Source organism: Variovorax multivorans, from assembly GCF_051216835.1.
GTDB lineage: Bacteria > Pseudomonadota > Gammaproteobacteria > Burkholderiales > Burkholderiaceae_C > Variovorax.
Genome location: NZ_JBPJZL010000002.1, coordinates 491267 through 511788, shown reverse-complemented (window position 1 = coordinate 511788; position 20522 = coordinate 491267). Strand labels below are relative to the sequence as shown.

Annotated in this window: 20 protein-coding genes; 14 read left to right on the top strand and 6 right to left on the bottom strand. The window is 66.2% G+C overall.

Going from position 1 to position 20522, the window contains the following annotated elements:
* The first annotated feature begins 58 nt into the window (after positions 1 to 58).
* From ACSFCA_RS05975 to ACSFCA_RS05945, 7 genes are all read left to right on the top strand, one after another.
* Positions 59 to 919 (top strand): TatD family hydrolase, encoded by an 861-nt coding sequence (locus ACSFCA_RS05975; RefSeq protein ID WP_435458934.1) that lies wholly within the window; start codon positions 59 to 61, stop codon positions 917 to 919.
* Positions 920 to 1048: 129 nt separating this feature from the next.
* On the top strand, positions 1049 to 1456 hold the full coding sequence (locus ACSFCA_RS05970) for a hypothetical protein (protein WP_093048872.1): 408 nt from the start codon (positions 1049 to 1051) through the stop codon (positions 1454 to 1456).
* Positions 1457 to 1556: 100 nt separating this feature from the next.
* Positions 1557 to 2087: a DNA-deoxyinosine glycosylase gene (locus ACSFCA_RS05965; protein ID WP_258350872.1), complete on the top strand. Its 531-nt coding sequence runs from the start codon at positions 1557 to 1559 to the stop codon at positions 2085 to 2087.
* Between the two features lie 8 nt (positions 2088 to 2095).
* Positions 2096 to 2881 carry a class I SAM-dependent methyltransferase gene (locus ACSFCA_RS05960; protein WP_435458933.1) on the top strand — a complete coding sequence of 262 codons (786 nt, stop codon included), beginning with the start codon at positions 2096 to 2098 and terminating at the stop codon, positions 2879 to 2881.
* The gene (gene tfpB, locus ACSFCA_RS05955; RefSeq protein ID WP_093048880.1) at positions 2878 to 4674 is read left to right on the top strand and encodes a type IV pilus assembly ATPase TfpB; all 1797 of its coding nucleotides are present in this window, start codon (positions 2878 to 2880) and stop codon (positions 4672 to 4674) included. Before ACSFCA_RS05960 ends, tfpB begins: the two co-directional genes overlap by 4 nt.
* 136 nt (positions 4675 to 4810) lie before the next feature.
* Positions 4811 to 5299 (top strand): tripartite tricarboxylate transporter TctB family protein, encoded by a 489-nt coding sequence (locus tag ACSFCA_RS05950; protein WP_093048883.1) that lies wholly within the window; start codon positions 4811 to 4813, stop codon positions 5297 to 5299.
* A gap of 19 nt (positions 5300 to 5318) precedes the next feature.
* Positions 5319 to 6830 carry a tripartite tricarboxylate transporter permease gene (locus ACSFCA_RS05945; protein WP_093048886.1) on the top strand — a complete coding sequence of 504 codons (1512 nt, stop codon included), beginning with the start codon at positions 5319 to 5321 and terminating at the stop codon, positions 6828 to 6830.
* Positions 6831 to 6893: 63 nt separating this feature from the next.
* On the opposite strand, the gene ACSFCA_RS05940 is transcribed toward ACSFCA_RS05945, so the two are convergent.
* The gene (locus ACSFCA_RS05940) at positions 6894 to 7817 is read right to left on the bottom strand and encodes a LysR family transcriptional regulator (protein WP_097199906.1); all 924 of its coding nucleotides are present in this window, start codon (positions 7815 to 7817) and stop codon (positions 6894 to 6896) included.
* Positions 7818 to 7913: 96 nt separating this feature from the next.
* Between ACSFCA_RS05940 and ACSFCA_RS05935 the strand changes: the two genes are divergently transcribed.
* Genes ACSFCA_RS05935 through ACSFCA_RS05920 form a run of 4 tightly spaced genes read left to right on the top strand, consistent with a single transcriptional unit; the run spans position 7914 to position 12345 of the window.
* Complete coding sequence (locus ACSFCA_RS05935) at positions 7914 to 8885, top strand: Bug family tripartite tricarboxylate transporter substrate binding protein (protein ID WP_435458932.1); 972 nt, start codon at positions 7914 to 7916, stop codon at positions 8883 to 8885.
* A gap of 25 nt (positions 8886 to 8910) precedes the next feature.
* The gene (locus ACSFCA_RS05930; RefSeq protein ID WP_435458931.1) at positions 8911 to 10524 is read left to right on the top strand and encodes a gamma-glutamyltransferase family protein; all 1614 of its coding nucleotides are present in this window, start codon (positions 8911 to 8913) and stop codon (positions 10522 to 10524) included.
* 39 nt (positions 10525 to 10563) lie between these two features.
* On the top strand, positions 10564 to 11514 hold the full coding sequence (locus tag ACSFCA_RS05925; RefSeq protein WP_435458930.1) for a DMT family transporter: 951 nt from the start codon (positions 10564 to 10566) through the stop codon (positions 11512 to 11514).
* 39 nt (positions 11515 to 11553) lie between these two features.
* Complete coding sequence (locus ACSFCA_RS05920) at positions 11554 to 12345, top strand: SDR family oxidoreductase (protein ID WP_435458929.1); 792 nt, start codon at positions 11554 to 11556, stop codon at positions 12343 to 12345.
* Positions 12346 to 12378: 33 nt separating this feature from the next.
* Here the strand turns inward: ACSFCA_RS05920 and ACSFCA_RS05915 are convergent, their stop codons facing one another.
* On the bottom strand, positions 12379 to 13287 hold the full coding sequence (locus tag ACSFCA_RS05915) for a DMT family transporter (RefSeq protein WP_258350865.1): 909 nt from the start codon (positions 13285 to 13287) through the stop codon (positions 12379 to 12381).
* A gap of 107 nt (positions 13288 to 13394) precedes the next feature.
* Here ACSFCA_RS05915 and ACSFCA_RS05910 point away from each other — a divergent pair, with 107 nt between their 5' ends.
* The 3 genes from ACSFCA_RS05910 to ACSFCA_RS05900 all read left to right on the top strand — a co-directional run bounded on the left by ACSFCA_RS05910 (position 13395) and on the right by ACSFCA_RS05900 (position 16085).
* Positions 13395 to 14378, top strand: coding sequence for a quinone oxidoreductase family protein (locus ACSFCA_RS05910; protein WP_435458928.1), 984 nt, complete (start codon positions 13395 to 13397; stop codon positions 14376 to 14378).
* Positions 14379 to 14494: 116 nt separating this feature from the next.
* Positions 14495 to 14896, top strand: a complete 402-nt coding sequence (locus tag ACSFCA_RS05905) for a response regulator (protein ID WP_258350864.1) — start codon at positions 14495 to 14497, stop codon at positions 14894 to 14896.
* A 184-nt stretch (positions 14897 to 15080) separates the two neighbouring features.
* On the top strand, positions 15081 to 16085 hold the full coding sequence (locus ACSFCA_RS05900; RefSeq protein ID WP_258350863.1) for a bile acid:sodium symporter family protein: 1005 nt from the start codon (positions 15081 to 15083) through the stop codon (positions 16083 to 16085).
* A 4-nt stretch (positions 16086 to 16089) separates the two neighbouring features.
* On the opposite strand, the gene ACSFCA_RS05895 is transcribed toward ACSFCA_RS05900, so the two are convergent.
* From ACSFCA_RS05895 to ACSFCA_RS05880, 4 genes are all read right to left on the bottom strand, one after another.
* Positions 16090 to 17751, bottom strand: a complete 1662-nt coding sequence (locus tag ACSFCA_RS05895) for a Na/Pi cotransporter family protein (protein WP_258350862.1) — start codon at positions 17749 to 17751, stop codon at positions 16090 to 16092.
* Positions 17752 to 17815: 64 nt separating this feature from the next.
* Positions 17816 to 18673, bottom strand: a complete 858-nt coding sequence (locus tag ACSFCA_RS05890) for a phosphodiesterase (protein WP_435458927.1) — start codon at positions 18671 to 18673, stop codon at positions 17816 to 17818.
* Positions 18670 to 19731 (bottom strand): ABC transporter ATP-binding protein, encoded by a 1062-nt coding sequence (locus ACSFCA_RS05885; protein WP_435458926.1) that lies wholly within the window; start codon positions 19729 to 19731, stop codon positions 18670 to 18672. The genes ACSFCA_RS05890 and ACSFCA_RS05885 overlap by 4 nt, the downstream gene beginning before the upstream one ends.
* The gene (locus ACSFCA_RS05880) at positions 19721 to 20521 is read right to left on the bottom strand and encodes an ABC transporter permease (RefSeq protein WP_435458925.1); all 801 of its coding nucleotides are present in this window, start codon (positions 20519 to 20521) and stop codon (positions 19721 to 19723) included. Before ACSFCA_RS05880 ends, ACSFCA_RS05885 begins: the two co-directional genes overlap by 11 nt.
* Position 20522: the final 1 nt, after the last annotated feature.

Sequence of the window (20522 nt, the reverse complement as noted above, 5' to 3'; positions counted from 1 at the left end):
AGGAGTTCACAGTAGCACGCTTTCCGCGCCTGCGCATCCCATCAGGCATCATCGTGCGATGGCTACCTTCGTCGATACCCACTGCCATCTGGATGCGCCCGAATTCGGTGCGGAGATGCCGGCCCTGCGCGTCCGCGCCGCCGGGCGAGGGGTGGCGATGTGCGTGATCCCGGCGGTGGCCGTCTTCAATTTCGCCACCGTGCGCGAACTGGCCCACGCGCAGGGCGATGCCTACGCGCTGGGAATCCACCCGTTGTGCACCGGCGAGGCGAAGGACGAAGATCTCGAAACCCTCGATGCCGAGCTGACCGCGCGGCGCGGCGACCCGCGGCTGGTAGCGGTCGGCGAGATCGGGCTCGACTACTTCGTCGAGGGGCTCGACGGCCCGAAGCAGGAGCGTTTTTTTCACACTCAGTTGCAACTGGCACGCAGGCATGGGTTACCCGTGCTCATCCACGTGCGGCGCTCGGTTGACAAGGTGCTCAAGCATCTTCGCCAGACGGCGGGCGGCAGGCCGTGGCAGGGCATTGCCCATGCCTTCAACGGCAGCGAGCAGCAGGCCCATGCGTGCATCGATCTCGGCCTGAAGCTGGGCTTCGGCGGCGCGGTGACCTTCGAGCGGGCCCTTCAATTGCGGCGGCTGGCCTCCACGCTGCCGATCGAATCGATCGTGATGGAAACCGATGCGCCCGACATCCAGCCGCACTGGCTGTACCGCACGCAGGCCCAGCGCGATGCCGGCGAGTCGCAGGGCCGCAACGAGCCGGCCGAGCTGCCGCGCATCGCCGAAGTGGTGGCCGGCCTGCGGGGCATGGGCATCGACGAACTGGCCGCGGCCACCACCCGGAACGCGCTCGAAACGCTTCCGCGTCTCGAAAACCTCATGGCCATGTCGGAACGCCCGCCGCAACCCGCGTAGGCCAATGCCCCGACCTGCCCGGATGCGTGCAGATGGCGTGGATTTGCTGTCATCCTTGAACTTCACCAGTTCGTTGCTGGTTCAGTGGCAAGTCAGTCACTCAAAACTTCATCCAACAAGGAGCTTTACATGACCACGTCTTTCATTCGCACCGTGCCCGTCGTCCTCGCGCTGGCGCTCGCCTCCATCGGCGTGTCGGCCGTGGCCCAGACCACCGCACCCGCTGCCACCGCCCCGGCCCCGGCCGAACCCTCCACCACTGAAAAAGTGAAGGAAGCCGGCAAGGACGCCGTGGACGCCACCAAGCGCACGACCAAGAAGGCCGTCGCCGCCACCGAAAAGGGCACCAAGAAGGCCTGGAGCGCCACCAAGCGCACCACCAAGAAGGCCACCACCGCCACCAAGCATGCGGCCACCAAGACCGGCGAAGTCGTCGAGAACGCCGGCCACAAGACGGCCGACGGCATGCGCAGCACCGGCAAGGCCATCGGCGAGAAGATCCCCGGCACGGCCGAGAACGAAGCCGCCAAGAAGTAAGAGCTGACAAGCCGGCTTCGGCCCTCGCGAAAGAACCCGCTTCGGCGGGTTTTTTCATGGGCCGCGCAAGTGCGTGCGAGACGGTGGCACGATGCCGGCCATGAATCCCCCCGCCACATCCGATGCCGCCAGCTCCATGCTCACGGGGTTGGCGCCCATCGTCTCGCCCGCAACGGCCGTGCTCATCCTCGGCAGCTTCCCGGGCGTCAAGTCGCTCGAACGGCAGCAGTACTATGCACACCCCCAAAACCAGTTCTGGAAGATCTTGCAAGCTGTCTGGCCCGAAGTCCCTTTGCCGTCGGGTGTAGACAGCTACGCGCAGCGCTGCCGCTGGCTGCTCGACCGCGGCCTGGGCGTGTGGGACGTGTATGCGTCCTGCGAGCGCGAGGGCAGCCTCGACTCGGCCATCCGCGCGCCCGTGGCGAACGACATTGCCGGCCTGCATCTGCCGAAGCTCGCCGCCATTGCGCACAACGGCGGCGAGAGCTTCAAGCATGCGCGCCACACGCGCACCCTCGGCGTGCCGGTCTACCAGCTGCCTTCCACCAGTCCTGCCAATGCGTCGTGGAGCTTCGAGCGCAAGCTTGCGGCGTGGCGCGAGGTGCTGGCCACCCACAAACTAGTCGTCTGACGGCATCGATGGCATCGAGCAAAACTTCTATTTCTCTCCCCGAAGTCAATTTCTCCGACTGGGGCGACATCCGCTACCTGCACCTGGGCACCGAATGGGTCCAGGGTTCGATGAAGCTCGACGCGCCTTTCGAGATCGAACTCGAATACGTGCAACGCATGATGGCTTGGCTGCTGTTCGCCGACGGCAAGACCGTGGCCAGCCGCCATGCGATGCAGCTCGGCCTGGGCGCGGCCACGCTCACCAAGTTCAGCCGCAAGATCCTGCGCATGCGCACCACCGCGATCGAGCTCAATCCGCAGGTGGTGTCGGCTTGCCGCGGCTGGTTCAAGCTGCCGCCGGACGACCCCAAGCTGCGCGTGGTGATTGCCGACGCAGCCGCCGAGATCCGCAAGCCCGAATGGCACGGCACTGTCGATGCATTGCAGGTCGACCTGTACGACCACGAGGCCGCCGCGCCCGTGCTCGACAGCGAAGACTTCTACGTCGACTGCCGCGCGCTGCTCACCGAAGACGGCTGCATGACGGTCAACCTCTTCGGCCGCTCTTCGAGCTACGAGCGCAGCCTCGAAAAGATTGCAGGCGCATTCGGCGCCGATGCCGTCTGGGCCTTCAAGCCGACGCGCGAAGGCAACACGGTGGTGCTCGCGCAGCGCACCCCGAGCCGTCCAAAGCGCGATGCGCTTGCCGAGCGCGCCCAAACGATCCAGACTCGCTGGGGCTTGCCCGCGCCGAAATGGTTGCGTGTCTTCAAGCCTCTGAATATTTCAATCACTCGACCTGCCGGCCCATGAGCGCTGTTCCCGCTGTTTCTGCTCCCGCCCCCCTGGCCGCCCGCCATGAAGGCCCGCTCGACCTTCGGCGCCTTATTGAATGGCTCGCCGCCGATGGCGTGATTTCCCCGGTCGAAGCCAAGCGCACCATCGCGCGCTGCGCGCAGGCCGAAAGCCGGCAGGCGCCGCTGGTGCGGCTGGCCAACGTGGCCATGACGCGGGAGAGCGACAACAAGCCGCTCGACCTTGAAATGCTCACGCAATGGCTCGCGGGCCGCGCCGGGCTCACGTACCTGCGCATCGACCCGCTCAAGGTCGACGTGGGCAAGGTGGCCGACACCATGAGCGCCGCGTATGCCGAGCGCCACAAGGTGCTGCCTGTGCAGGTGCTGCCCAACGAGGTGGTGGTGGCCACGGCCGAGCCCTTTCTCACCGACTGGATCGCCGAGGTCGAGCGGCAGGCGCGCCGCTCGGTGCGCCGCGTGGTCGCCAACCCGGCTGACATCCAACGCTACACGGCCGAGTTCTTCGCGCTGGCGAAGTCGGTGCGCGCCGCGCAGAAGGCCGGCGGCAACACCGGCGGCGCGAGCTTCGAGCAGCTGGTGGAGCTCGGCAAGAGCAACAAGCAGCTCGACGCCAACGACCAGAGCGTGGTGCAGGTGGTCGACTGGCTGTGGCAGTACGCCTTCGACCAGCGCGCGAGCGACATCCACCTGGAGCCGCGCCGCGAGCAGGGCGTGATCCGCTTCCGTATCGACGGCATCCTGCATCCGGCCTACCAGATGCCGATGGGCGTGATGAACGCAATGGTCGCGCGCATCAAGCTGCTCGGCCGCATGGACGTGGTGGAAAAGCGCCGCCCGCTCGACGGCCGCATCAAGACCCGCAACATGCGCGGCGACGAAGTCGAAATGCGCCTGTCGACCCTGCCGACCGCCTTCGGCGAGAAGATGGTGATGCGGATCTTCGACCCCGACACCGCGGTGAAAGACCTCGACGCGCTGGGCTTCGCGCAGCACGACGCGCAGCGCTGGGAACAGCTCGTCACGCGGCCCAACGGCATCATCCTGGTGACCGGGCCCACGGGCTCGGGCAAGACCACCACGCTGTATTCCACGCTCAAGCGCGTGGCGACCGAAGAGGTCAACGTGAGCACGGTGGAAGACCCGATCGAAATGATCGAGCCCTCGTTCAACCAGACGCAGGTTCAGCCGCAGCTGGACTTCGGGTTTACCGAAGGCCTGCGCGCGCTGATGCGGCAGGACCCGGACATCATCATGGTCGGCGAAATCCGCGATCTCGCCACCGCCGAGATGGCGGTGCAGGCCGCGCTCACCGGCCACCTGGTGTTCAGCACGCTGCACACCAACGACGCGCCGAGCGCCATCACGCGGATGATGGAACTGGGCGTGCCTTCGTACCTCATCAACGCGGTGATGCTGGGCGTGCTCGCGCAGCGGCTGGTGCGCACGCTGTGCCCCAACTGCAAGCAGCCCGACGACACCGTCACCCGCGAGAAGCTGGAGACCATCGTCAAGCCGTGGCAGATCACGGGCTCGGTGCGCGCCTACAAGCCGGTGGGTTGTGTCGATTGCCGCATGACCGGGTACATGGGCCGCATGGGGCTGTACGAACTGCTGAGCATCAGCGAGGCGTTCAAGGCGCAGGTCACGAAGGAGCCCAATCTGGGCGGGCTGCGCAGGCAGGCCGTGATCGACGGCATGCGGCCGCTGCGGCTGGCCGGCGCGCTGCGCGTGGCCGAAGGCGTGACGACCATCGAAGAGGTGCTGAGCGCCACGCCGCCGCTGGAATAATCCGGCGGTTCAACATCCGGGAGGCCGCTGAGACCTTTCGGGTTATCCCTAGGCCGGTGGTTAGTGGAATCCACATCAGTCTGACCGGAAGCTGACTCGACAATCCCGCATCGAAATTTGTTCGAGGAGACTGTTCGTGAAGATCAAGAGTCAGAAAGACTTTTTCTCGGGTCTGATGTTCACGGTGGTGGGTGTGGCGTTCGCATGGGGCGCCACTACCTACACCGTGGGCACCGGGGCCCGCATGGGTCCGGGTTATTTCCCGTTGATGCTCGGCATCCTGATGGCCCTCATCGGCCTCGGGATCATGTTCAGCGGGCTCACCGTTGAAACCACCGACGGCGAAAAGATCGGCAAGTGGGCCTGGAAGCAGGTGGTGTTCATCCTGGGCGCCAACCTTGCATTCGGCATCCTGCTCGGCGGCCTGCCGAGCATCGGCGTTCCTGCCATGGGCATGATCATCGCCATCTACGCGCTGGTGATCATCTCCAGCCTTGCGGGCCATGAGTTCAAGCTGCCCAGCGTGCTCGTCCTGGCCACTGTGCTGGCCGTCGGCAGCTATGTCGCGTTCATCTGGGCGCTGAAGCTCCAGATCCAGGTCTGGCCGACCTTCATCACCGGCTGAGAAGAAAGCTGCTCACATCATGGAATTGGTTGAACACCTCTCGATGGGTTTTGGCGTTGCCTTTACCTTCACCAACCTGCTGTACTGCCTCGTCGGCTGCATTCTGGGCACGCTGATCGGCGTGCTCCCGGGCATCGGCCCGGTCGCGACCATCGCGATGCTGCTGCCGGCCACGTACGCGCTGCCGCCCGTGTCGGCGCTGATCATGCTGGCCGGCATCTACTACGGCGCACAGTACGGCGGCTCCACCACCGCGATTCTGGTCAACCTGCCGGGCGAATCATCGTCGGTGGTGACCGTGATCGACGGCTACCAGATGGCGCGCAAGGGCCGCGCGGGTCCGGCGCTCGCCGCGGCCGGCCTGGGCTCGTTCTTCGCGGGTTGCGTGGGCACGCTGATCCTGGCCGCCTTCGCACCGCCGCTGACCGAGCTGGCCTTCAAGTTCGGCCCTGCCGAATACTTCTCGCTGATGATCCTGGGCCTGATCGGCGCCGTGGTGCTGGCCTCGGGCTCGCTGCTCAAGGCCATCGCGATGATCGTGCTGGGCCTGCTGATGGGTCTGGTCGGCACCGACGTGAATTCGGGTGTCGCTCGCTACAGCTTCGACATTCCGGAGCTCACCGACGGCATCGGCTTCGTGGCCATCGCCATGGGCGTGTTCGGTTATGGCGAAATCATTGCCAACCTCTCGCGCCCCGATGACGAGCGTGAAGTGTTCACTGCCAAGGTCTCGGGCCTGTTCCCGACCAAGGAAGACTTCAAGCGCATGGTTCCCGCGGTGCTTCGCGGCACGGCACTGGGCGCGGCTCTTGGCATCTTGCCTGGCGGCGGCGCGCTGCTGGCAGCTTTTGCGGCCTACACCATCGAGAAGAAGACCAAGCTGAAGCCGGGCGAAGTGCCCTTCGGCAAGGGCAACATCCGCGGCGTGGCGGCTCCCGAGTCGGCCAACAACGCCGGTGCGCAAACTTCCTTCATCCCGTTGCTGACGCTGGGCATTCCGCCCAACGCGGTGATGGCGCTGATGGTGGGCGCCATGACGATCCACAACATCCAGCCCGGCCCGCAGGTCATGACCAGCAACCCCGAGCTGTTCTGGGGCCTGATCGCCTCGATGTGGATCGGCAACGCGATGCTGATCATCCTGAACCTGCCGCTGATCGGCATGTGGATCAAGCTGCTGTCGGTGCCGTACAAGTACCTGTTCCCTGCCATCGTGCTGTTCTGCGCGATCGGCGTGTACTCGACCAACAACAACACCTTCGACATCTGGATGGTGGGCATCTTCGGTCTGGTGGGCTACACCTTCTTCAAGCTGGGTTGCGAGCCTGCGCCGTTGCTGCTGGGCTTCATCCTGGGGCCGATGATGGAAGAGAACCTGCGCCGCTCGCTGCTGCTGTCGCGTGGCGACTGGAGCGTGTTCGTGACGCGTCCGATCTCGGCGAGCCTGCTGGCTGCGGCTGCATTGCTGCTGATCATCGTGCTGCTGCCGGCTGTGAAGTCGAAGCGCGAAGAGGCCTTCGTCGAAGACTGACGGCGTTCTGCTCCCTTCAAGACGGCGCCTTCGGGCGCCGTTTTTCGTTTATGCGACGACTCTCTAGGTGCGCGTTCGGGGCGGCTTCATATGCTGCCGAGCCATCGCCAGAAAAGCCATGGCAGCCGGATTGAGCGGATGCTTGGCCAGCCGAATGGCAACCACCGGATATTCCAGCGTGGGCCGCACCACGCCCAGCGCGCGGAGGTTGGCCGGCATCAGCACTTCCACATAGCGCGGCAGCAGCGCCACTCCCGCGCCCGCCTGGATGAGGCCGAAGGCCGTCGACAGCATCGACACATGATGCACCACGCGCGGGTACACGTTGGCCATGCTCGAGAGTTGGCGGCTCACGGCACGCCACACATTGGCGTCGGGGTTGACGTGGATGAAGGGCAGCGCCTCCAGGTGCCGGGCCTCGACCACGGCGTGCTGCGCCAGCGGATGGTCGTCCCGCACGAAGAGGGCCATGCGGTCGGAGAACAGCGGCTCCGTCGCCAGCTCCGAATGCTTCTGGCCGATATCGGAGCCGAAGCCCAGGTCTGCCTCTTGCGAGAGGATGCGCGAGATCATCTGATCCGCCGTGCTGTCGAGCAGCGTGGTCGCGAGCGTCGGGTGCTTCTGCGAAAAGCGGCCGAGCAGCGGCGGCAGCAGGGCGCCTGCGGTCAGGTGGCCCACCGCCAGCACGATGCGGCCTTCGCGCAGTTGCGACTGCGAGCGGCAGGCATCGACGGATTCATCGATGAGGCGCAGTGCACGCACGGCCGTGTCGACCATCATCTGGCCCGCATTGGTCATGCGGATGCGGCGGCCGCGCACCACCAGCGGCTGCGCCAGCTCTTCTTCCAGGCGCTTGACCAGATGGCTGATGGCCGGCTGCGTGAGCTGCAGGGCCTCGGCCGCCAGTGTGAAGCTGCCTGTTTCGGCCACCGCCGTCAGCGCCCGCAACTGCTGCAGCGAGATCTCTTCAGCGGTGTTCCTTGCCATAAACAGCTTTGATAGTTGAATAAGCAGAATTATCTGGCTTGATGCGCTGCCGCTGCATAGCATCCTTTTTTCGTTCACAGGCACAGAATTCCGTACATGAAACGCCTCCAGTTCCTCCAGGTGCTCGCCGTTGCGCTCGGCATGGCCGCCTCGTCCGCCAGCCTGGCCCAGGGCTACCCGAACAAGCCGATCCGACTGATCGTGCCGTTCCCGGCGGCCGGCGCCACCGATCTCTTCGCCCGCACGCTGGGACAGAAGATGGGCGAGAAGCTCGGCACCGCGCTGGTGGTCGACAACAAGCCCGGCGCTGGCGGGGCCATCGGTTCCGACCAGGCTGCCAAGGCCCCGGCCGACGGCTACACGATCCTGCTGGCCACCACCAGCACGCACTCGATCGGCCCCGCCGTCAGCAAGCTGCCCTACGACACGGTGCGCGACTTCACGCCCATCGCGCACGTGGGCGACGCGGCCAGCATCATGCTGGTGCCGGTCAATTCGCCCGCCAAGACAGTGCGCGAGTGGATCGACTACGCGAAGAAGAACCCCGGCAAGCTCAACTACGCATCGAGCGGCAACGGCACCATCGTGCAGCTCACGGCCGAGCTGTTCAAGGCGCAGGCCGGCGTGTTCGTCACGCACATTCCCTACAAGGGCACGGCGCTGGCCATTCCCGACCTGATCAGCGGCAAGATCGACGTGCTGTTCGACTCGCTGCCCACCGGCATGCCGCACGTGCGTGACGGCCGCCTGCGTGCATTGGGCGTTACCTCGCTCAAGCGCAGCCCGCTGGCGCCCGAACTGCCGCCCATTGCCGACACGCTGCCGGGCTACGAGTCGAACACGTGGTTCGGCTTCTATGGCCCGAAGAACCTGCCGGCGGACATCGTCGCGAAGATTAACAAGGCGGCCAACGAGGCGCTGGCCGATCCTGAAGTGAAAGAGAAACTTGCGCGCCTGGGCATCGAGACCGCGACGCCGGGTACGCCCGATCAGTTCGCGAAGATGGTCGCCGCCGACGCCGCCAAGTGGAAGAAGATCGTCGTCGACCGCAAGATCACCAACGAATGAAGAAGAGAAAGAAGAGCACGCCGAAATGAACTTCGATTTCAACAACCCCTACCTCTCGACCCGCATCCCGATCTTCGCGCGCAACGTCGTGTCGACCTCGCACCCCTTGGCCTCGCAGGCCGGGCTGCGCATCCTGCAGCAGGGCGGCAACGCGGTCGATGCTGCCATTGCCACTGCCGCCGTGATGACGCTGGTCGAGCCAGTGAGCAACGGCCTGGGCAGCGACGCCTTCTGCATCCTGTGGGACGGCAAGGAACTGCACGGCCTCAACGCCTCGGGCCCCGCGCCCAAGGCCTGGACGCCGGAGTACTTCAAGTCCAAGTACGGTGCCGACGCGGCCAATCCGCCCATGCGCGGCATCGACTCGGTCACGGTGCCGGGCGCTGTGCGTGGCTGGGTTGCCATGAGCGAGCGCTTCGGCAAGCTGCCGTTCGCCGACCTGCTGGCGCCGGCCATCGACATCGCCGAGCGCGGCTATCTGGTGCCGCCGGTGGTGCAGGGCAAGTGGGCCGCGGCCACGCCGTTGCTGGGTTCGCAGCCGGGCTTTGCGCAGACCTTCCTGCCGTGGGGCCGTGCGCCCGAGGTGGGCGAGCTGTTCCGTTTCACGGCCGCCGCGCGTGCGCTCAAGGCCATTGCCCGCACCAAGGGCGAGGCCTACTACAACGGCGAAATCGCCGAGGCGCTGGCGAAGTTCTCGGCCGAGCAGGGCGGTGCGCTCACGGTGGCTGACCTCGCGGCCTACCAGCCCGAGTGGGTCAAGCCGATCTCGCGCGACTACCGCGGCCACACGCTGCATGAGATTCCGCCTAACGGCCAAGGCATTGCCGCGCTGATCGCGCTCGGCATTCTCGAAAAATTCGACATCGCCTCGCTGCCGGTCGACTCGGTGCAATCGCAGCATCTGCAGATCGAAGCGATGAAGCTGGCCTTTGCCGACGTGTACCGCTACGTGTCGGAACGCAAGACGATGGAAGTCACGACCGAGCAGATGCTCGACGATGCGTACCTCGCCTCGCGTGCCCGCCTCATCGACGCTCAGCGCGCACAGGACTTCAAGGCCGGCAACCCCGTGAAGGGCGGCACCATCTACCTCACGGCCGCCGACGAGAGCGGCATGATGGTGAGCTTTATCCAAAGCAACTACATGGGCTTCGGCTCGGGCTGCGTGGAGCCCGAATTCGGCATCAGCCTGCAGAACCGCGGCCACGGCTTCAGCCTGAAGGCCGAGAGCCCGAACGTGGTGGCCCCGGGCAAGCGCCCGTTCCACACCATCATCCCGGCCTTCCTCACCAAGGACGGCCAGCCGGTGATGAGCTTCGGCGTGATGGGCGGCAACATGCAGCCGCAGGGCCACATGCAGACGCTGGTTCGCATGCTCGACTACAAGCAGAACCCGCAGGCCGCCTGCGACGCGCCGCGCTGGCGCTTCAACGCGGGGCTCGAGATCAACGTGGAGGCCGCGATGAACCCGGCCACGGTACAGGGCCTGCGCGACCTGGGCCACCACCTGGAAGTGATCAACGACTCGTACCAGGACTTCGGCGCCGGTCAGTTCATCTGGCGCGCGGGCGAGCCATCGGTGGAGGGCTATGTGGCCGCCAGCGATCCGCGCCGCGACGGCGTGGCTGCGGGGTACTGAGCAAAAGCAAGGGTTTGAAGTTGCCGCGATGATCGGGGGATGAACAAGACAGCCGCATCGCTCGGCATCCCCACTCACGACGGCGCAAGAAAAGGCTATGCGTCCGGTCTGATCCTTGCCACGCTGGGCGCCATCGCGTTCAGCGGCAAGGCCATCATCGTCAAGCTGGCGTACCGCTACGGCGTGGACGCCATCACGCTCATCATGCTGCGCATGCTGTTCGCGCTGCCGCTCTTTGCCGTGATGGCATGGTGGGCGGGGCGCGGCAAGCCTGCGCTGACGGGCCGCGACTGGATCGGCGTGATCGGGCTCGGCTTCTCGGGCTACTACCTCGCGAGCTTTCTCGACTTTGCGGGGCTCGCGTACATCTCGGCCAGCTTCGAGCGGCTGATCCTGTATCTCAACCCCACGCTGGTGCTGCTGTTCGGCTGGCTGATGTACCGGCGGCGCGCCACGCGCCCGCAGGTGCTGGGCATGATCGTGAGCTATGCCGGCGTGCTGCTGGTGTTCGGCCACGAACTGTGGACCGGGGGGGGCGGCGGCAAGGGCGGCGGGGCGGCGGCGTGGGGCGCGTTCCTGGTGTTCCTGAGCGCGGTGAGCTATGCGGGCTATCTCGTCTACAGCGGCGAGTTCGTCAAGCGCCTGGGGTCGCTGCGGCTCGTGGGACTGGCCACCACCGTGGCTTGCGTGCTGTGCATCCTGCAGTTCGTGCTGACGCGGCCGATGAGCGTGGCGATGCAGGTGGCGCCCGAGGTGATCTGGCTGTCGGTGCTCAACGCCACGCTTTGCACGGCGGTGCCCGTGCTGATGGTGATGATGGCCATCGAACGCATCGGCCCCGCCGTGGCCGCGCAAACCGGCATGATCGGGCCGCTGTCGACCATCCTCATGGGGGTGGTCATACTGGGCGAGCCGTTCACGCCGTGGATCGCGGCCGGCACTGTGCTCGTCATTGCGGGCATTTTCGTTTTCACACGCAAGGGGCGCTGAAGCCCCTTGCCGTACTGACTGACTCACAGGAGCAACAACATGGATCTGGGTATTGCAGGCAAGACCGCGCTGGTGTGCGGCGCGAGCAAGGGGCTGGGCTACGGCTGCGCCGAGGCGCTGGTGCGCGAGGGCGTCAACGTGGTGATCGTGGCGCGCGGCGCCGAGGCACTGGAAGCAGCTGCGACGAAGCTGAACGAGGCGGCCGGTGCATCGGGCCCGTTCGTCAAACATGTGGCCGCCGACATCACGACCGAAGCCGGCCGCGCCGCAGTGTTCGCGCTGGGCCATGACTTCGACATCGTCGTCACCAACGCAGGCGGCCCGCCGCCCGGCGACTTCCGCAACTGGGACCGCGAGGCGTGGATCAAGGCGGTCGATGCCAACATGCTCACGCCCATCGAGCTGATCAAGGCCACGGTCGACGGCATGGCCAAGCGCGGATTCGGCCGCATCGTGAACATCACGTCGAGCTCGGTGAAGTCGCCCATCGACATCCTGGGCCTGTCGAATGGTGCGCGCAGCGGCCTCACCGGCTTCGTGGCCGGCGTGGCGCGCACGCCCATCGCGGCGCAGGGCGTGACCATCAACAACCTGCTGCCGGGCTCCTTCGACACCGATCGCCTCAAAGGCACGATGGCCGGCGCCGCGCAGAAGTCAGGCCAGGACTTCGACACTGTGTGGGAAGCCCGCAAGAAGAACATTCCTGCGAAGCGCTTCGGCACGCCGGCGGAGTTCGGCGCCATCTGCGCATTTCTGTGCAGCATGCAGGCCGGCTACATGACCGGCCAGAACGTGCTGGCCGACGGCGGGGCCTACCCGGGAACTTACTGAGCTCGCCCCCAGGCTGCGCGAGGCCCGGTGTTTTCAGCGCCGAGACGCCACCACGATTCCGCCCACGATCAGCAGGAACGCCGCGCCGTGATACCAATGTGGCGGCTCCCGCAGGAAGGCTGCTGACAGCACCGCCGCGAACAGCGGCGTGAGGTTCATGAAGATGCTTGCCGCCTGCGGGCCCGCGCGTTGCACGCCCGTGCCCCAGCAGCGATAGGCCACCACCGCGGGCCCGATGCCGATGAACAGCATCGCGGCGATGAGTGGCCAGCCCAGGTCGATGTGGGCGGGTGTCAGCGTCCATTCACCGGCGGCCAGCGCGCCCGACCATGCGACGCCGAACACCAGCTGCGACATCAGGAACGCGGCCCAGTCCTGCCGCACGGCCTTGGGCTCGTGCGTGCGCGCAAGCAGCCAGCTGTAGAAGGCCCAGGCGATGGTGCCCAAAATCATGTAGAGGTCGCCCGGCACCAGCCGCAGCCCAAGCAGTTGCTGCCATTCGCCGCGGCTGAGCACCAGCAGCACGCCCACCATCGACAGCAGCGCGCCGCCGATCTCGCGGGCACTGATGCGAGCGCCGAAGAACAACGCCCCGGTCGCGAGCATCCACAGCGGCAGGCTGGAGCCGACCAGCGTCACGTTGATGGGCGTGGAGGTTTGCAGCGCCAGGTACTGGAACGCGTTGTACAGGCCGATGCCCAGCAGCCCGAGCACCGCGTAGCGTTTCCAGTGCTCCCACAGCGGGCTGTTGCGGCGCAGCACCGGCGCAGCCAGCGGCAGCAGCAGCACGAACGCGATGACCCAGCGCACGAAGTTCAGCGTGAGCGGCGACACCATGTCGCGCACCAGCCGGCCGACCACGGCATTGCTGGCCCAGAGCAGCGGCGGAACGATGAGCAGGAGAACGGTAAGGGGAGCGAGGCGCTGCGGCTGTGTCTGCATGGCCGCCGACTCTACCGGGCAATGATGCCCCGCGCCGCCACGGGAAACCCAGACGTGGCAGGATGCCCATCCTTCTTCTTTTCCTGTGTGTGGAGACTGCAACGATGATGAGCAAAGCCGTCCGTATCGACCGCCATGGCGGCCCCGAAGAACTGAAGATCGTCGACGTGGAAGTCGGCGAGCCCGGCCCCGGCGAGATCCGCATCCGCCACAAGGCCGTGGGCCTGAATTTCATCGACACCTACCAGCGCAGCGGGCTCTACCCGTTCGCGATGCCGCTGCAGTTGGGCATGGAAGCCTCGGGCATCGTCGAGGCGGTGGGCGAGGGCGTGACGCACCTGAAGCCCGGTGACCGCGCCGCCTATGCCAGCCCGCCCCCGGGTGCCTACTGCGAACTGCGCGTGATGCCGGCCAAGTGCGTGTGCAAGCTGCCCGACGACATCTCCTTCGAGACCGGCGCGGCCATGATGCTCAAGGGCCTGACCACCCAGTACCTGCTGAAGAAGACGCTGCCGGCCGAAGGCCTGCAGGCCGGCGACTTCATCCTGTTTCATGCTGCGGCCGGCGGGGTGGGCCTGATCGCCTGCCAGTGGGCCAAGGCGCTGGGCCTGCAGCTGATCGGCACGGCCGGCAGCGACGCCAAGTGCAAGCTCGCGCTGGCGCACGGCGCGGCGCACGCCATCAACTACAGCACCGAGAACTTCGCGGCCCGCGTGAAGGAAATTACCGGCGGCAAGGGCGTGAAGGTGGTGTACGACTCGGTGGGCAAGGACACCTTCGAAGGCTCGATCGACTGCCTGCGCCCCTTCGGCCTGCTTGCCATCTTCGGCAACGGCTCGGGCCCGGTGCCACCGGTCAACCTCGGCTTGCTCGCGTCCAAGGGCTCGCTCTATCTGACGCGGCCGACGCTGTTCACCCACATGGCCACGCGCGAAAGCACGCAGGCGATGGCCGACGACCTGTTCGCGGTGGTGCGAAGCGGCGCGGTGAAGATTCCGATCGACCAGCGCTATGCATTGGCCGACGTGCAGCAGGCGCACCGCGACCTGGAAGCGCGCAAGACCACGGGCTGCACGATCCTGACGCTCTGAATGGCTCCGTGGGACAGGGCGCCAGTCTTGTCCTACCGGCGGTGGGGTGTCATGCCTTCGACTTGTGCCGGGTGCACTTTGTAGCCTGTGAACACAGCGTAGAGACGAGCCAGCCCATGACCACAGTTCGCACCTTCATCGTTGAAGACAACCCCACCATCCGCAAGAGCCTTGTGGGCACGCTGCGCGAGGTGGCACGGGTCGATCCGGTCGGCGAGGCCGAGTCGGAGGAGGAAGGCTCGCGCTGGCTGTCGGACAACTTGTCGCAATGGGACCTGGCCATCGTCGACCTGTTCCTGAAGGACGGCACCGGCTTTCGCGTGCTCGAGGCGTGCCGTCACCGCGGCCCGTCGCAGAAGATGGTGGTGCTGAGCAACTACGCCACGCCCGATATGCGGCGCAAGTGCGCACACCTCGGCGCCGATGCCGTGTTCGACAAGGCCACCGAAATCGACGACCTGATCGACTATTGCCTGCGCCATCGTCAGGCGCAGTTCAGTTCGCCCGCCGCACACTGAGGCAGGGGCATTTTTCGCTGACCGGCAGCCGCTGCCGGACTTCGCCGAAAATGCATCTCCAAAGGCGCGAGGAGCACGCGCCGGGCTCCGCAAATTGGCGACGAGATTCATGCGCGGAAATCACACATTCCCCTGCTGAGTCGGCCTGCGCGCCTGCAACGCGCGCAGCGCCCCAAGTTGCAACATGTCCCGCCCCCGTTTTCTTCCCGACAACTTCACCTTCGCGCTACTCTCGGTCGTGACCTTTGCCAGCCTGCTGCCCGCAAGCGGCAAGGCTGCACATTTCTTCGAGCTGCTGACGACTGCCGCCATCGGCCTGCTGTTCTTCCTGCATGGAGCCAAGCTGTCGCGCGAGGCGATCGTGAACGGGCTCACGCACTGGCGGCTGCACTTGCTGGTGTTCGGCAGCACCTTCGTGCTGTTTCCGATGCTCGGGCTGGCGCTCAAGCCTTTGCTCCTGCCGCTGGTGACGCCCGAGTTCTACACCGGCGTGCTGTACCTCTGCGTGCTGCCTGCCACGGTGCAGTCGGCTATCGCATTCACGGCGATGGCTCGGGGCAACATGCCCGCCGCCATCTGCAGCGCATCGGCCTCCACGCTGCTGGGTGTGTTCATCACGCCAGTGCTGGTCAACCTCGTGGTGCTGCCGAACGGCGGCCATGCAAGCTCGTCGCTGGACTCGATCGGACGCATCCTGCTTCAGCTGATGGTGCCCTTCGTCGTGGGGCACCTGCTGCGGCCGTTGATCGGCAAGTGGATCCAGCGCCGCGCCGCGGTGCTGAAATTCGTCGACCAGGGCTCGATCCTGCTGGTCGTCTACACGGCATTCAGCGCGGCCGTGATCGAAGGCCTGTGGAAGCAGGTGCCCGCGCATGCGCTGGTCGGGCTGCTGGTGGTGTGCGCGGTGGTGCTGGGGCTGGCGCTGAGCCTTACGACGCTGCTGGCGCGCAAGCTGGGCTTCGATACCGAGGACGAGATCACCATCGTGTTCTGCGGCTCCAAGAAGAGCCTGGCTAGCGGCATACCTATGGCGAAGGTGCTGTTCGCTTCGCACGCTGTGGGCGCGATCGTGTTGCCGCTGATGCTGTTCCATCAGATGCAGCTGATGGTCTGCGCCGTGCTGGCGCAGCGGTATGCGCGGCGGGGGCGCAAGGCTTCCGTGCTGAAGACGGCCGAGCAGGCCGACTAGTCGGTCAGCCCTCGATCTTTCCCAGCCGGGATTCCCTCAGCCGGCTGGGCGCCAAGGCTCCGGCCGACTCCAGGATCGGATACGCAATCGAGCAGATGTGCGAGTTGATCCGCTTCAGGTCGCTGATCAGGTCAATGTGCAGCGAGCTGGTCTCGATGCTCAGCGTGGTCCGGTCCGACAGCCGGTCCAGGTGGGTCGTGGCGTAGGCCCGCTCCAGGTTCCGGAAGCGCACCTTCTCTTCGAGCAGCTTCTGCGCATCGCGCACGTTGCCGTTCAGGAACACGCTCATGCTCAGCCGCAGGTTGGCCACCAGCCGCCCATGCAGCTCGACGATTTCCGCCATGCCCGCTTCAGAGAAGTTGCGCTGCGGTTTGATCTTCTTGTCTTCCACGTCGATGATCACGCGCTCGATGATGTCGCCGATCTGCTCCATGTTGATCGTGAAGCTGATGATGTCGGTCCAGCGCCGGCTTTCCTCTTCACCCAGCGCCTCGCGCGAGATGCGCGTCATGTAGTACTTGATGGCCGAGTACAGCTCGTCCACCGTGTCGTCGAGCTGCCTGAGCTCCTGCGCCAGCTTCAGGTCGTTGTGGCGAATCACGTCGAGCGTGCCGATCAGCATGGTCTCGACGATGTCGGCCTGGTGCAGCGCCTCGCGCGCCGCATTCGAAATGGCGAGCGACGGCGTCGACAGCGCCGATGGATCGAGGTGATGGGGCCGTGATGTGCCGGCCGGCTGCTGCGGCACCGGCAGCATGCGCGTTACCAGCTTGGCGACCCACTGCGTGAGGCCGATGAACCCCACGCTGATCACGATGTTGAACGCCAGGTGGAACAACACCACGCCGTGCGTCTGGTTGGGCAGCTGCGGTTGCACATAGCGGATCCACAGCCCGATGAAGGGTGCGACGACGGCCACGCCCAGCGCCTTGAAGAGCAGGTTGCCGACAGTCACCTGCCGCACCGACACCGCCGACTTGGCCGTGGTCAGCACCGCGAGCAGGCCGCTGCCCAGGTTGGCACCGAGCACCAGGCCGAGCGCCACGTCCAGCGGCACCACGTTCGACGTGGCCATGGCCGCGACCAGCAGCACCACCGCGAGGCTCGAATAGGCCACGATGGCCAGCACCGAGCCGATGGTGATTTCAAGCAGCACGTCGCTGCTGATCGATGCGAGCAGCGCGCGCACTGCCGGCGAGGAGAACAGCGGCTCGGTCGCCTCCACCACCAGCTGCAGCGCCAGCAGCATCAGCCCGAGCCCGATCAGCACCCGGCCGACGCGCCCCGCCACAGTGGCCGAGCGCGTGATGAACAGCACCACGCCCACGAAGATGAACATTGGCGAAAGCCACGACAGGTCTGCCGAGAACAGCACCGAGATCAGCGCAGTGCCCACGTCTGCGCCCCGCATCACCGCCAGCGCCGCCGGCAGCGTGACCAGGCCCTGCCCGACGAAGGACGAGGTCATGAGCGAGGTGGCGGTGCTCGACTGCACCAGGGCCGTCACGCCGATGCCCGAGAGGGCGGCCGTGAAACGGTTGCGCATGCTCTGCACGAGGATCTTGCGCAGGTTGGCGCCGAACACACGCAGCACGCCGGTGCGGACCAGGTGCGTGCCCCATACCAGCAGGGCTACGGCCGCCAGCAGATTCAGGAGATGCTTCATGGGGGTCGGGTTCTATCCTTTTCGTTTTGCTTCGTTTCGACCCCATTTTCCACAAGTGAGCGCTTCAGTCGATCAGTGCTCCGTTGTCGTGGAAAGGATAGGGGCCTTCGAAGCTGCCTGATGCCGCGAGGTGGGTGACGAGCCGGCGTCCTCGCGCTGACCACGCGTGCACCCGGAAAGAAGGCGGCTCCAGCGTCCAGGCCGAGTCAGCATCGGGGGCCAGGTCGAGGCAGACCTGATGAGCCTGCGCCGGCGAGGTGGAGGCGATAGTGCCGCCGAAGCGCACGTCGATAGCACGGTGCAGGTGGCCGCAGATCACGCGTTCGACGTTGCCGTAGCGCGAGAGCAGGGCTTCCAGCGCATCGGCGCCTTGAAGCAGGCCGATCTCGTCCATGTGGCCGATCAGCGTTTCGAAGGGCGGGTGGTGCATGGCAACGACCACAGGCTCGTCGCGGCAGGCGTCGAGCTGTGCCTCGAGCCAGGCCAGGCGCTTCTCGCATAGCGAGCCGTGGCTGGCGCCGGGCACGCAGGTGTCGAGCGTGAGCAGCCGCAAGTCGCCGACGCGCACTGAGTACTGGATGAAGCCGTCGGTATCGGTGCCCGTGCCCATGTAGGTATGGCTAGGGAAGCTGCGGCGCAGCTGGTCGCGGTCGTCGTGGTTGCCGGGCATGAGGTAGACCGGCATGGTCAGCGGGGCCAGCAGGCGGGCGAGGTGCTCGTACTCGGCGGCGCGGCCGAAATCGGTCAGGTCGCCGGTGACGACCACCGCGTCGGGCTGCTGGCGCAGGGCCAGCACCGACTGCACGGCGCGCTCGAGGTAGGGCGCGGTATCGATGCGGCCATAGGCCAGCCGGCCCGGCTCGCGGATATGCAGGTCGGTCAGCTGAACCAGGAAGGTGTTCTTGCTCTGAGTTGTCGTCATGCGCTTGTTTCCTGCGACGTCATCAGCCGGTCGGGGTGGATGCGAAGACCCACTGCGTCGCCCGGCCCGAAGGGATTGTCGCGCCCCACGTCGGCCACCAGCACGGGCTGGTCTCGCAGTCGCAGGTGCAACTGCACGCGGTCGCCGAGGAAGGTGCGGCGCTCTACGGTGGCGGCGCCCCAGTCGGGCTGCGGCGCGCCGACCTCGATGTCTTCAGGCCGCACGAGCAGCATCGCATGGCTTTGCCACGCGCCCGGGCAGGGCACGGTTGATCCACCGAGTCGGACAACGCCTTGCGCGATGGCATCGGCCTCGCGCTCCAGGCGATTGACCCGGCCCAGGAATTCGGCAACGAAAGGATGCGCGGGCGCGCGGTACAGGTCTTCGCCACGGCCCACCTGCACGATGCGGCCGGCGCGCATCACCGCGAGCCGGTCGGCGATGGCCAGCGCCTCCTGCTGGTCATGCGTGACGTGGATGGCCGTGATGTGCAGGCGGCGCAGCAGCTCGGCCAGTTCGTCGCGCAGCGATTCCTTGAGCTTGGCGTCTAGAGCGGCCAGCGGCTCGTCGAGCAGCAGCACGCGCGGGCGCACGGCCACGGCGCGCGCCAGGGCCACGCGCTGGCGCTGGCCGCCGGAGAGTTCGGCGGGGCGCTTGTTCTCCAGGCCGCCGAGACGCACCAGGTCGACCAGCTCGCCGACGCTGCGCTTTTCCTCATCGGGCGAGACGCCGCGAATGCGCAGGCCGTAGCCGATGTTGGCCGCCACCGTCATCTGCGGAAAGAGCGCGTAGCTCTGGAACACCATGCCCACGCCGCGGTGCTCGACCGGGCGCTGCGTGACGTCTTGCCCGCCGAACACGATGCGGCTGCCCGCGTCGGGTGCTTCGAGCCCGGCGATCAGCCGAAGCAGTGTGGTCTTGCCGCAGCCCGAGGGGCCAAGCAGCGCGAGCACCTCGCCAGCCTCGACCTTCAGGTCGGTGGGCTGCAGGCCGCGCGTGCCGTCTGCGTAGGTCTTTGCGCAGTTCGTAATGTCGACGGGGATACGTTCAAGTTCCATGGCGTTTCTGCATTAGGTTGGCAAGGTACTGCAGGCCCCACAGCACCGGAAGAATCACGGCGAAGAAGACCAGCGTGTAGGCCGATCCGATCTCGATGCGCATCGAGGCATAGCTGTCGGCCAGGCCCACGGGCAGCGTGCGGGTGAGCGGGGTGTGCAGCATCCACGTGAGGTTGAATTCGCCCACCGACAGCGTGAACACCATCAGGCTGCCGGCCACGATGGCCGGGAACACGGCCGGCACCAGGATGCCCATGAAGCGCTGGCGGAAGTTCGCACCCAGCGAGCGCGCGGCCTCTTCGAGCGCGAGCAGGTCGTCGCGCTGGAAGGCCGAACTCACCGTGCGCACCATGAAGGGCAGCGTGAAGATCATGTGGCCGACGAGGATGAAGGCGAAGCTCTGGCGAAAGGCAGTGAGCTGGCCATAGGCGAGGATCAACGCCAGTGCCGTCGCAAGGCCCGGCACCGCGACCGGCAGCGTCAGCAGCTCTTCGAAGATTCGCGCCGCGCGCGAGCGGCTGCGCGCCAGCGCATAGGCGCAGGGCACGCCCAGCAGCACGGTGCCGATGACGCAGGCCACGGCCAGCGCGAGCGACCAGCCGACGGTGCCGCCGTAGTTCTCCCACACCTCGCCGAGCCAGCGCAGCGTAAGGCCGCTCTTGAGCCCGGTGCTGTAGTTGTTGACGAGCCCCGCCATCACCGACAGCAACATCGGCGCGATCATGAAAAGGCTCACGATCACCGTGACGGCGAGCAGGAAAGGGGCCTTCGGTTGTGTGTTCTTGCGCATG